The sequence below is a fragment of the Streptococcus sp. Marseille-Q0941 genome (assembly GCF_943736975.1).
Taxonomy (GTDB): Bacteria; Bacillota; Bacilli; order Lactobacillales; family Streptococcaceae; genus Streptococcus.
This window is the reverse complement of the sequence record NZ_CALSFO010000003.1, coordinates 517,319-529,917: the sequence shown is the minus strand read 5'-3', so window position 1 is coordinate 529,917 and position 12,599 is coordinate 517,319. Positions and strand designations below refer to the sequence as shown.

14 protein-coding genes are annotated in these 12,599 nt (G+C 39.5%); all 14 read left to right on the top strand.

The window, feature by feature from the left end:
- The first annotated feature begins 8 nt into the window (after positions 1 to 8).
- The 14 genes from ybeY (at position 9) to NGI26_RS04460 (ending at position 12,582) form a co-directional block, all read left to right on the top strand.
- Positions 9 to 506 carry an rRNA maturation RNase YbeY gene (ybeY, locus tag NGI26_RS04525; protein ID WP_251936613.1) on the top strand — a complete coding sequence of 166 codons (498 nt, stop codon included), beginning with the start codon at positions 9 to 11 and terminating at the stop codon, positions 504 to 506.
- On the top strand, positions 487 to 882 hold the full coding sequence (locus tag NGI26_RS04520) for a diacylglycerol kinase family protein (RefSeq protein WP_251936611.1): 396 nt from the start codon (positions 487 to 489) through the stop codon (positions 880 to 882). The genes ybeY and NGI26_RS04520 overlap by 20 nt, the downstream gene beginning before the upstream one ends.
- An 18-nt stretch (positions 883 to 900) precedes the next feature.
- Positions 901 to 1,800, top strand: coding sequence for a GTPase Era (gene era, locus NGI26_RS04515; RefSeq protein WP_251936609.1), 900 nt, complete (start codon positions 901 to 903; stop codon positions 1,798 to 1,800).
- Between the two features lie 48 nt (positions 1,801 to 1,848).
- Positions 1,849 to 2,673, top strand: a complete 825-nt coding sequence (mutM, locus tag NGI26_RS04510; RefSeq protein WP_251936607.1) for a DNA-formamidopyrimidine glycosylase — start codon at positions 1,849 to 1,851, stop codon at positions 2,671 to 2,673.
- Positions 2,673 to 3,266: a dephospho-CoA kinase gene (coaE, locus tag NGI26_RS04505; RefSeq protein WP_251936604.1), complete on the top strand. Its 594-nt coding sequence runs from the start codon at positions 2,673 to 2,675 to the stop codon at positions 3,264 to 3,266. The genes mutM and coaE overlap by 1 nt, the downstream gene beginning before the upstream one ends.
- A gap of 81 nt (positions 3,267 to 3,347) precedes the next feature.
- Positions 3,348 to 3,497, top strand: a complete 150-nt coding sequence (rpmG, locus tag NGI26_RS04500; protein WP_007519517.1) for a 50S ribosomal protein L33 — start codon at positions 3,348 to 3,350, stop codon at positions 3,495 to 3,497.
- 39 nt (positions 3,498 to 3,536) lie between these two features.
- On the top strand, positions 3,537 to 3,770 hold the full coding sequence (secG, locus tag NGI26_RS04495) for a preprotein translocase subunit SecG (protein WP_000282517.1): 234 nt from the start codon (positions 3,537 to 3,539) through the stop codon (positions 3,768 to 3,770).
- A gap of 252 nt (positions 3,771 to 4,022) precedes the next feature.
- Positions 4,023 to 6,365, top strand: a complete 2,343-nt coding sequence (gene rnr / locus NGI26_RS04490; RefSeq protein WP_251936601.1) for a ribonuclease R — start codon at positions 4,023 to 4,025, stop codon at positions 6,363 to 6,365.
- On the top strand, positions 6,328 to 6,795 hold the full coding sequence (gene smpB / locus NGI26_RS04485; protein ID WP_251936599.1) for an SsrA-binding protein SmpB: 468 nt from the start codon (positions 6,328 to 6,330) through the stop codon (positions 6,793 to 6,795). The genes rnr and smpB overlap by 38 nt, the downstream gene beginning before the upstream one ends.
- Before the next feature lie 12 nt (positions 6,796 to 6,807).
- Positions 6,808 to 7,668 (top strand): SAM-dependent methyltransferase TehB, encoded by an 861-nt coding sequence (tehB, locus tag NGI26_RS04480; RefSeq protein ID WP_251936596.1) that lies wholly within the window; start codon positions 6,808 to 6,810, stop codon positions 7,666 to 7,668.
- A gap of 189 nt (positions 7,669 to 7,857) precedes the next feature.
- Positions 7,858 to 9,006 carry a Card1-like endonuclease domain-containing protein gene (locus tag NGI26_RS04475; protein WP_251936593.1) on the top strand — a complete coding sequence of 383 codons (1,149 nt, stop codon included), beginning with the start codon at positions 7,858 to 7,860 and terminating at the stop codon, positions 9,004 to 9,006.
- A gap of 83 nt (positions 9,007 to 9,089) precedes the next feature.
- A complete protein-coding gene (locus NGI26_RS04470; RefSeq protein WP_251936589.1) occupies positions 9,090 to 10,046 on the top strand; it encodes a competence protein CoiA in 957 nt (318 codons plus the stop codon).
- Between the two features lie 18 nt (positions 10,047 to 10,064).
- The gene (gene pepF / locus NGI26_RS04465; RefSeq protein ID WP_251936586.1) at positions 10,065 to 11,867 is read left to right on the top strand and encodes an oligoendopeptidase F; all 1,803 of its coding nucleotides are present in this window, start codon (positions 10,065 to 10,067) and stop codon (positions 11,865 to 11,867) included.
- 1 nt (position 11,868) lies between these two features.
- Positions 11,869 to 12,582, top strand: a complete 714-nt coding sequence (locus NGI26_RS04460) for an O-methyltransferase (protein ID WP_251936582.1) — start codon at positions 11,869 to 11,871, stop codon at positions 12,580 to 12,582.
- Positions 12,583 to 12,599 lie beyond the last annotated feature (17 nt).

Sequence of the window (12,599 nt, the reverse complement as noted above, 5' to 3'; positions counted from 1 at the left end):
AGAAACGCATGTATATTGAAATGGTAGATGAAACTAATCAGGTTTCTAAAGAAATTTTAAAGCAAACACAAGAAATTTTGGAATTTGCTGCGAAAAAGATTGGAAAAGAAGACAAGGAGATGGCAGTCACTTTTGTGACCAATGAACGGAGTCATGAACTCAATCTAGAGTTTCGTGATACTGACCGTCCAACAGATGTTATCAGCCTTGAGTATAAGCCTGAATTAGAGATTACCTTTGATGAAGAAGATTTGGCAGAAGATCCTGACTTAGCAGAAATGATGTCAGAATTTGATTCTTATATCGGTGAGCTATTCATTTCAATTGATAAGGCCCATGAGCAAGCTGAAGACTACGGTCATAGTTTTGAACGTGAAATGGGCTTCTTAGCAGTTCACGGTTTTTTACATATCAACGGTTATGATCACTACACTCCGGAAGAAGAAGCGGAGATGTTCGGTTTACAAGAAGAAATTTTAATAGCCTATGGACTCACAAGACAATAAACGAAAATGGAAAAATCGTGACTTGCTTTCAAGTTTAGATTTTGCCCTGACAGGTATTTTTACTGCCATAAAAGAAGAGCGTAATATGAGAAAGCATGCAGTGACCTCTCTCTTGGTTGTTCTTGCAGGCTTTGTTTTTCAAGTTTCCAGAATTGAATGGCTCTTTCTCTTATTAAGCATTTTCCTAGTCATTGCTTTTGAGATTTTGAATTCTGCTATTGAAAACGTAGTTGATTTAGCTAGCCATTATCATTTCTCTATGTTGGCAAAGAAAGCTAAAGACATGGCTGCTGGTGCAGTTCTTGTTGTGTCTTTATTTGCTACAGTGACTGGACTTATCATTTTCATCCCTAGGATTTGGGATTTGCTATTTTAAACTTTAATAGAGGTAACTATGACATTTAAATCAGGCTTTGTAGCTATTTTAGGGCGTCCCAATGTTGGGAAGTCAACATTTTTGAATCACGTCATGGGGCAAAAAATTGCTATCATGAGTGACAAGGCGCAGACAACGCGCAACAAGATTATGGGAATCTACACGACCGATAAGGAACAAATCGTCTTTATCGATACACCAGGGATTCACAAGCCAAAGACAGCCCTTGGGGACTTCATGGTAGAGTCTGCCTACAGTACCCTTCGAGAAGTCGATACGGTTCTCTTTATGGTGCCAGCAGATGAACCGCGTGGGAAGGGGGATGATATGATTATCGAACGCCTGAAAGCTGCAAAGGTCCCTGTCATTCTCGTCGTAAATAAGATTGATAAGGTTCATCCAGACCAACTCTTGGCCCAAATCGATGACTTCCGTAGTCAAATGGACTTCAAAGAAATTGTACCGATTTCAGCCCTGCAAGGAAATAATGTTTCGCGTTTGATTGATATTTTGAGCGAAAACTTAGAAGAAGGTTTCCAATACTTCCCAGCCGATCAAATCACAGATCACCCAGAGCGTTTCTTGGTCTCAGAGATGATTCGTGAGAAAGTTTTACACTTAATTCGTGAAGAAATTCCCCACTCAGTTGCGGTAGTGGTAGACTCTATGAAACGTGATGAGGAGACAGACAAGGTTCATATCCGAGCAACCATCATGGTTGAACGTGACAGCCAAAAGGGAATCATCATCGGCAAAGGTGGTGCTATGCTCAAAAAAATTGGAACTATGGCTCGTAAAGATATCGAACTTATGCTAGGAGACAAGGTCTTCCTAGAAACATGGGTCAAGGTCAAGAAAAACTGGCGAGATAAAAAGCTGGATTTGGCTGACTTTGGCTATAACAAAAAAGAATATTAAGAAGAGGTGGGCTGTAGCCTGCTTCTTGTTTTTAGAGAAGGAGGAGCTATGCCTGAGTTACCTGAGGTTGAAACAGTTCGGCGTGGTCTGGAAAAATTAATTCTGGGGAAGACGATTACAACCATTGACATTCTTTACCCCAAGATGATTAAAACTGATTTGGATGAATTTCGGAGGGAATTGCCTGGTCAGGTTATTCAAACAATGGGACGTCGTGGCAAGTATCTGCTTTTCTATTTATCCGACAAAGTTCTAATCTCTCATTTGAGAATGGAAGGGAAGTATTTTTATTACCCAGATCAAGTGCCAGAACGGAAACATGCTCATGTGTTGATTCATTTTGAAGATGGTGGGACTTTAGTTTATGAGGATGTCCGTAAATTTGGGACGATGGAGTTGCTTACTCCTGAACTTTTAGAAGCTTACTTTTTGTCCAAGAAACTTGGTCCGGAACCCACTGAGAAGGATTTTGATTTAGGAAGTTTTAAACTAGCCTTGAAAAAATCAAAAAAGCCCATCAAATCTCATTTGCTGGACCAGACTCTCGTTGCAGGATTGGGAAATATCTATGTTGATGAAGTTCTTTGGAGAGCAAAAGTTTATCCTTCTAGAACCTCTAATAGTTTAACAGCGCAAGAGGCCAGAAAAGTCCATGATGAAACGATCAATGTTTTAGGGCAGGCTATTGAAAAAGGTGGTTCAACCATTCGCACTTATACCAATGCATTTGGAGAAGATGGGACCATGCAGGAATCGCATCAAGTATATGACAAGGCAGGTCAATCTTGTTCGCGTTGTGGAACCATCATCGAAAAGATTCAGCTTGGTGGTCGTGGAACTCACTTTTGTCCAAAGTGTCAAAGGAGAAAGTAATGGCTAAAATAATTGGAATTACTGGTGGCATTGCTTCTGGGAAGTCAACCGTTACAGAATTTCTAAGGCAAAATGGATTTGAAGTAGTGGATGCGGATGCAGTGGTTCACCAACTGCAAAAACCCGGTGGACGACTTTATCAAATCATAGTGGAGCATTTTGGGGACAAGGTTCTTCTTGAAAGTGGTGAATTGAATCGTCCCTTACTTGCTAGCCTTATTTTTTCAAATCCCAAAGAGCAAGAATGGTCTGAGAGAACCCAAGGAGAGATTATTCGAGAGGAGTTGGCGGCATTACGAAATCAGTTGGATCAGACAGAAGCACTCTTTTTTATGGATATTCCCTTGCTTTTTGAACAAAACTATGCTTCATGGTTTAACGAAACTTGGTTAGTCTATGTAAATCGCGATGTTCAATTGGATCGATTGATGAAACGGGACCAAATTTCAAAAGAAGCAGCCGAATCCCGGTTAAACTCCCAATGGCCTCTAGAAAGAAAAATGGTTCTAGCGGGTCATAGTCTAGATAATAATGGAAATCAGAAGCAACTGATAACTCAAGTAGTTCATTTACTTGAAGAAATGCGTCTTTGAATAACTTTGTTAGGAAGGAGAATTTTGGTATTGTTTATTCAAGTCATCTTAGATTAAAATAGTATCAAATACAAAAATCTAGTGCGTGTAAAAATCAATCTCAAATGCTCCTCTTGTGGTAGCATGAATTATTTAACCAGCAAGAACTCTAAAACCCATCCAGATAAGATTGAAGTCTTAAAGTATTGTCCGAAAGAAAGAAAAGTGACTCTACATCTTGAATCTAAGTAGAATTTATGGTAAAATAATAGGGATTTTAAGGAGTTTGATATGTATAACCTATTATTAACCATTTTATTAGTATTATCTGTTGTGATTGTGATTGCAATTTTTATGCAACCAACTAAAAATCAATCGAGCAATGTATTTGATGCCAGCTCAGGTGATTTGTTTGAACGCAGCAAAGCGCGTGGTTTTGAAGCCGTAATGCAACGTTTGACAGGAATCTTAGTCTTTTTCTGGCTAGCCATTGCCTTAGCATTGACGGTATTATCAAGTAGATAAGAAAATAATGGGCGGGACTAGGTCTTTGCCTATTTTTATTTTTATACTCTTCAAAAATCTCTTCAAACCACGTCAGCGTCGGCTTGTACTATATATGTGACTGACTTCATCAGTCTTATCTACAACCTCAAAGCAGTGCTTTGAGCAACCTGCGCCTAGCTTTATAGTTTGCTCTTTGATTTTTATTGAGTATTAAATGATGTTTGAGAAGGTCTTACAGTAAAAGAAAATTAAAAAATCTAGAAAGAAAATATGAAAGATAGAATAAAAGATTATTTACAAGAAAAGGGACGAGTCACTGTAAATGAATTGGCTCAGGCTCTCGGAAAGGATGGTTCTAAGGATTTTCGTGAGTTGATAAAAAACTTGTCCCTGATGGAAAGAAAACACCAGATCCGTTTTGAAGATGATGGTAGTCTAACCTTAGGCCAGAAGAAAAAGCATGAGATTACTCTTAAAGGAACGTTTCATGCCCATAAAAATGGATTTGGTTTCGTTAGCCTAGAGGGGGAAGAAGATGACCTTTTTGTAGGAAAAAATGATGTTAACTATGCTATTGATGGCGATACTGTTGAGATTGTGATCAAAAAGGTTGCAGATCGTCAAAAAGGAACAGCAGCTGAAGCTAAGATAATTGATATTTTAGACCACAGTTTGACGACAGTTGTTGGTCAAATCGTTCTGGATCAGGAAAAGCCCAAGTATGCGGGCTACATCCGTTCAAAAAATCAGAAAATCAGCCAACCCATCTATGTGAAGAAACCAGCTATCAAGTTGGAAGGGACAGAGGTTCTCAAGGTCGTTATCGACAAATACCCAAGTAAGAAACACGATTTTTTTGTCGCCAGTGTCCTAGATGTGGTTGGACATTCAACAGATGCAGGGATTGATGTTCTTGAGGTATTGGAGTCAATGGACATTGTTTCCGAGTTTCCAGAGGCTGTTCTTAAAGAAGCAGAAAAGGTTCCTGATGCACCATCTGAGAAGGATATGGAAGGCCGTCTGGACTTAAGAGATGAAATTACCTTTACGATTGATGGAGCTGACGCAAAAGATTTGGACGATGCTGTTCACATCAAACCCCTGAAGAATGGCAATATCGAACTAGGTGTTCACATCGCAGATGTTTCTTACTACGTCACTGAGGGTTCTGCCCTTGACAAGGAAGCCCTTAACCGCGCGACGTCTGTCTATGTGACAGACCGAGTGGTGCCAATGTTGCCAGAACGACTGTCAAATGGCATCTGTTCCCTCAATCCTCAAGTAGACCGCTTGACTCAGTCAGCTATTATGGAGATTGACAAACAAGGTCGTGTTCGTAATTACACGATTACTCAGACTGTTATCAAGACAAGTTTCCGTATGACCTATAGTGATGTAAATGATATCCTAGCAGGTGATGAGGAGAAGAGACAAGACTATAAGAAAATCGTTCCTAGTATCGAACTTATGGCCAAGCTCCATGAGACTTTGGAAAGTATGCGAATTAAGCGTGGTGCTTTAAATTTTGATACCAATGAAGCTAAAATTTTAGTAGATAAAAAAGGCAAACCAGTTGATATTGTCCTTCGTCATCGTGGGACAGCAGAACGGATGATTGAGTCCTTTATGTTGATTGCCAATGAAACAGTTGCAGAACACTTTAGCAAGCTGGATCTACCTTTTATCTATCGTATCCATGAGGAACCTAAAGCTGAAAAAGTTCAGAAATTTATTGATTACGCTTCAAGTTTTGGATTGCGTATCTATGGAACCGCCAGTGAGATTCGTCAAGAAGCACTTCAAGACATCATGCGTGCCGTTGAAGGTGAGCCATATGCAGATGTATTATCCATGATGCTTCTGCGTTCCATGCAGCAGGCTCGATATTCTGAGCATAATCACGGTCACTATGGATTAGCTGCAGACTACTACACTCACTTTACCAGCCCAATTCGTCGTTATCCTGATCTTCTTGTTCACCGGATGATTCGAGACTATGGACGTTCTAAAGAAGTAGCGGAGCATTTTGAACAGGTCATTCCTGAGATTGCAACCCAGTCTTCCAACCGTGAGCGCCGTGCTATCGAGGCAGAGCGTGAAGTCGAGGCCATGAAAAAGGCTGAGTACATGGAAGAGTATGTCGGTGAAGAGTATGATGCTGTCGTATCAAGTATTGTCAAATTCGGTCTCTTTGTCGAATTGCCAAATACAGTTGAAGGTTTAATCCACATCACTAATTTGCCTGAATTTTATCATTTCAATGAGAGAGATTTGACGCTTCGTGGGGAAAAATCAGGAATTACTTTCCGTGTAGGACAGCAGATCCGTATTCGTGTCGAAAGAGCGGATAAGATGACTGGTGAGATTGATTTCTCCTTTATTCCAAGTGAATTTGATGTTATTGACAAAGGTTTGAAACAGTCTGGTCGAAAGGATAGAAGTCGTCGTTCAGAAAAGAAAGAAAATAAGAGAAAATCTGGTCGCTTAGGTGATAAGCGCAAGCATTCTTCAAAGGACAAGAAGAAAAAGAGCAAGAAACCTTTTTATAAGGAAGTAGCAAAGAAAGGAGTTAAGCATGGCAAAGGGCGAGGGAAAGGTCGTCGCGCAAAATAAGAAAGCAAGACACGATTATACAATTGTTGACACCATTGAAGCTGGTATGGTTCTAACTGGTACAGAAATCAAGAGTGTTCGAGCTGCTCGTATCAACCTCAAGGATGGATTTGCCCAAGTGAAAAATGGGGAGGTTTGGCTGAGTAATGTGCATATTGCTCCTTATGAGGAGGGCAATATCTGGAACCAAGAACCCGAACGTCGTCGTAAACTCCTCCTTCATAAAAAGCAGATCCAAAAATTAGAGCAAGAAACAAAAGGTACAGGAATGACCCTGGTTCCCCTTAAAGTCTACATAAAAGATGGCTACGCCAAGTTACTCTTAGGAGTTGCAAAAGGGAAACACGATTATGACAAACGGGAGTCAATTAAACGTCGTGAGCAAGATCGTGATATTGCGCGTGTCATGAAAGCTGTCAACCATCGATAGAAGGGTTATAAAATGGAAAAATTAGTTGCATACAAACGCATGCCAGTCTGGAATAAAGACACCATGCCAGAAGCTGTTCAAAAGAAACACAATACAAAGGTTGGAACATGGGGCAAGATTACTGTATTAAAAGGGATTCTTAAGTTTATTGAGTTGACCGAAGAGGGAGAAGTTATAGCTGAACATCTCTTTAAAGCTGGTGCTGAGAATCCTATGGCGCAACCTCAAGCTTGGCACAGAGTAGAAGCTGCCACAGACGATGTGGAATGGTACTTGGAATTCTATTGTAAACCGGAGGATTATTTCTCTAAGAAATACAATACTAATCCAGTTCATTCGGAAGTTTTAGAAGCTTTGCAGACGGTAAAACCAGGAAGAGCCTTGGATTTGGGTTGTGGTCAAGGCCGTAACTCTCTCTTCTTAGCCCAGCAAGGTTTTGATGTGACAGCTGTCGATCAAAATGAACTATCTCTTGAAATCTTGCAAAACATCGTAGAGCAAGAGGATCTAGACATGCCTGTTGGACTTTATGATATCAATTCAGCCAGCATTAGCCAAGTCTATGATTTCATCGTTTCAACAGTTGTTCTCATGTTTCTTCAAGCGGACCGTATTCCAGCTATCATCCAAAATATGCAGGAGCAAACTAGTGTTGGGGGCTACAACCTTATCGTCTGTGCCATGAACACGGAGGATTATCCTTGCTCGGTTAACTTCCCATTCACCTTTAAAGAAGGGGAATTGGCTGACTACTACAAGGAGTGGGAGTTGGTCAAGTACAATGAAAATCCAGGACATCTGCACCGTCGTGATGAAAATGGCAATCGCATTCAACTACGATTTGCGACCATGTTGGCTAAAAAAGTAAAATAAATGAATAAAAGGAATAGAGAGCGGCCGTTTTCTATTCCTTATTTGTTATCCTCATAAGAAAGGGAAATCTCAATTTATGCTATACTAGAAGTAGGAGAAGTCGATGAAATTAAACAGAATTGTGATAGCTTTAAAACGATTCTGATCGACCACTATTCTTTCAGACTTTTTTGTCTAGGAGGTCTTAAGATGACTAGTCTTTTAATTGAACTATACGACCGTCATACCATTGAGAAAAATGTCTATCAGGCTTTTGTCAGTAATTGTGACGAGATTTTGTTTCTGTCTTTGAAAAAAATTTCTGAAGAAGAAAGACTGTCCTTGAAACAGTTTATAATGGACCAAGTTCCCAACATAAAACGGGTGCATTTTAGACAGTTTAACCTTGATCATGTTTGGAAAGAACTAGACCTATTCATTGATAAATTCAGTTCAGTTACGATTGATGTTTTTGGAGGAGATTCCCTATTAGCTATTATTTTGTTTCAATATGGTTTAGAGAAACAATTCCAGATAGTCTCTATGGATGTTGAAAAAGGGAAGCAGTATACATGGGGCAAGAAAAAATGGAAGGCCAATAATTTAACTATTCCCAGTTTATCCATTGAGCAGTTGATTGCCTTACGTGGTGGAAAAGTCCTTAAATCAAGAAGATCTCAGCATTCTAATAAGCAAGTGCTAGCTATTAAAAAATTGGCCAAATATGCTATCGAAAATCCTGAAAAATGGTATCAGATTACCCAATTCTTTGCACTGGCAAAAACAAATGATTTTCATGCTGAAACAGCAAAAGTTTTGGAGAGTAATGGAAAAATATATTCTTACCCCAGTAGCTTGATTCCTTTGTTCACAAAAGCTAATTTATTGAAAGTAGAAGAGGAAACAACAGATACTGTTTCTTATACATTCCCAACACCAGAAGCACATCTGTTATGTCGAACTAAAGGGCATATTTTAGAATTGTATATCTATTTACTAGCCCTCGAGTCGGAGTATTTTGATGAATGTATGATTGGTACTGAAATTGACTGGAATGGGATTTTCCCTGAGGCTGACAATGTCCAAAATGAAATTGATGTAGTTCTTCGTAAAGATCACTCTGTAGTTTTTATTTCTTGTAAAATGACGGATCTAGCAGTTGAAGCTATTAACGAACTGGAGGTTTATGCCAATCATTTTGCAGGAGATAATTGTTTAAAATTGATTGTATGTTCTGGTAGGATTAGCCCTGTTTTTAGCAATCGTTGTCAAGAATATGGTGTTTCCATCATTAAACAGGATCAGATATCAAATCTCATTCCCATGTTACAGAAATATTTGAAGAACAAACGGAAGTGATACCAGATTTTATAGTGAAGAAAGGCTAATTTTATCGGCCTTTTTCTTATCCTTTTCGAATGAAATAGAAAAGAGGGGTATATATGTTTATAGCCAGTGATGAGAAGGGTAAGCACATTAATGCTCTAGAGAAAGAGCCAAAAAAGCAAGACTATTATTGTCCAGCTTGCGGAACAAGTGTTCGCTTGAGAAAAGGGAAAAATGTCCGTACTCATTTTGCGCATACATCCATCAAACAGTGTGACTACTATTATGAAAATGAGAGTCTAGAGCATCTAGAAAATAAGGTAGCGCTTTTTAATTGGGCTCAGAATGATGCCTTGGTAGAAATGGAATATCCGATACAGGAACTGAAGCAAATTGCAGATATCCTTATCAATAAGCAATTAGCCATTGAGGTTCAATGCAGCCCCTTGTCTTCAAAACTGTTGCAGGAGAGAAGTAATGGTTATAGAAATTCAGGAATTCAAGTATTATGGTTGCTCGGTGAAAAGCTCTGGCTAAAAGAGCGACTAACTAAACTTCAAAGAGATTTTCTTTATTTTAGTCATAATATGGGATTTTATCTTTGGGAGTTAGACCATAAAAGACAAGTTTTGAGGCTCAAGTACCTCCTTCACCAAGATTTGAAAGGAAAACTCCATTATCAGCTCAAGGAATTTTCTTATGGCAAAGGAAATCTACTTGAAATTTTACGGAGTCCTTATCAGCAACAAGCCCTTATCACTTTTTCAGTTGAGCAGGACAGGAAGATTTGTCATTACATTCAAAAACAACTCTATTATCAAAATCCCTATTGGATGAAGAAGCAAGCCCAAGCTTACTTAAGAGGAAAGAACTTATTAAATTCGAAGCCTCAGGACTGGTATCCCCAAGTAAGGCCGATAGAAAATGGTCATTTTTGTCAAATAAGTCAAAATCTAAATGATTATTATCGTAACTTTCGGGCCTATTATGAACGGTATCCTAAAAAACAGCAACAAAAGCTCTATCCACCTGCCTTTTATCAGCATTATTTCTCGAAAAATATGGTAAAATAGAAAGGATGGAGGAAATTTATGGTATTACAACGAAATGAAATCAATGAAAAAGATACATGGGATCTATCAACAGTCTTTAAAACAGACCAAAAATGGGAAGAAGAACTAGCTCTTTTGACCGAAGAGACAAAACAAGCAGCTTCTCTTGAGGGCCATCTTTTGGATAGTGCAGAAAGTCTTCTTACCATTACAGAGCGTTATTTGGATTTGAGCCGTCGTCTTGAAAAACTCTATGTCTACGCTCATATGAAAAATGACCAAGACACACGTGAAGCCAAGTATCAGGAGTACTATGCCAAGGCTATGACCCTCTACAGTCAGTTAGAACAGGCCTTTTCATTCTACGAACCTGAGTTTATGGAGATTAGTCAAGAGCAGTATGCAGCCTTCCTAGAAGCTCAACCGAAGCTCCAAGTATACAAACACTTTTTTGACAAGCTCTTGCAAAAGAAAGACCATGTTCTTTCACAACGTGAAGAAGAGTTATTAGCAGGTGCTGGTGAAATCTTTGGAGCTGCTAGTGAAACTTTCGCTATCTTAGACAATGCGGATATTGTTTTTCCATTTGTTAAAGATGAAGATGGCAACGAAGTTCAATTGTCACATGGCGTTTATATGCGTTTGGTAGAATCTAAGAACCGTGAGGTACGTCGTGGAGCTTATGAAGCCCTCTACGCTACTTATGAACAATACCAACACACTTATGCTAAGACTTTGCAGACAAATGTTAAGGTTCAAAACTACCGTGCCAGAGTTCGTAACTATAAGAGTGCTCGTCATGCAGCTCTCGCTGCCAACTTTGTCCCTGAAAGTGTCTATGACAATCTAGTAGCAGCAGTTCGTAAGCATTTGCCACTTTTGCAACGTTATCTTGACCTTCGTTCAAAAATCTTGAGTATACCAGATCTAAAAATGTACGATGTTTACACACCACTTTCATCGGTTGAATATAGTTTTACTTATCCAGAAGCCTTGAAGAAAGCCGAAGAAGCTTTAGCTGTTCTTGGTGATGATTATTTGGCTCGTGTTAAACGTGCCTTTAGCGAACGTTGGATTGATGTTTATGAAAACCAAGGCAAGCGTTCAGGTGCTTATTCAGGTGGATCATACGATACTAACGCCTTTATGCTTCTTAACTGGCAGGATAACTTAGACAATCTCTTCACACTTGTACATGAGACTGGTCATAGTATGCATTCGAGCTACACGCGTGAAACTCAGCCATACGTTTACGGAGACTATTCAATTTTCTTAGCAGAAATTGCTTCAACAACTAATGAGAATATCCTAACGGAAAAACTGTTAGAGGAAGTTGAAGATGATGCAACTCGCTTTGCAATTCTCAATAACTTCTTGGACGGCTTCCGAGGAACGGTCTTCCGTCAAACCCAATTTGCGGAATTTGAGCACGCCATTCACCAAGCTGACCAAAATGGAGAAGTCTTGACTAGTGAGTTCTTAAATGAGCTTTATGCTGACTTGAATGAAACATATTATGGTTTGAAAAAAGAAGACAACCCTGAAATTCAATATGAATGGGCTCGTATTCCTCATTTCTACTATAACTATTATGTTTATCAATATTCAACAGGTTTTGCTGCTGCTTCAGCCCTAGCTGAAAAGATTGTCCATGGAAGTCAAGAAGATCGTGACCGCTATATCGACTACCTCAAAGCAGGGAAGTCAGACTATCCACTCAATGTCATGAGAAAAGCGGGAGTGGATATGGAAAAAGAAGACTACCTCAACGACGCCTTTGCAGTCTTTGAACGCCGTTTAAATGAGTTTGAAGCTCTTGTTGAAAAATTGGGATTGGCATAAGATGGTAGAGTCTTATAGTAAAAATGCCAATCATAATATGCGACGTCCCGTCGTCAAGGAAGAAATCGTAGAACTTATGCGCCAGCGTCAAAAGCAGGTGACAGGTTCCTTGAAAGAATTGGAAGTCTTCGCTCGCAAGGAAAACATTCCCATTATTCCCCATGAAACGGTCGCTTACTTTCGTTTTCTCATGGAAACCATGCAGCCTAAGAATATTTTGGAGATCGGAACGGCTATTGGCTTTTCAGCCCTCTTGATGGCGGAACATGCGCCAAATGCTAATATTACAACCATTGACCGTAATCCTGAGATGATAGGCTTTGCCAAGGAAAACTTTGCCCAGTTTGACAGTCGTAAGCAAATCACCCTCTTAGAGGGAGATGCAGTCGATGTTTTATCTACTCTGACAGAAACTTATGACTTTGTCTTTATGGATTCGGCCAAGTCCAAGTATATCGTCTTTCTGCCTGAAATCCTCAAACACTTGGAAGTTGGTGGAGTGGTTGTTTTGGATGATATCTTCCAAGGCGGAGATATTGCCAAGGATATCAAGGAAGTCCGTCGGGGTCAACGAACCATTTACCGTGGTTTGCAAAGACTGTTCGACGCAACGTTGGACAATCCAGGTCTAACAGCGACTTTAGTTCCACTTGGAGACGGAATTCTCATGCTACGAAAGAATGTGGAAAATGTAACTTTACCAGAAATGGAATAATATTAAAAATCGTATAA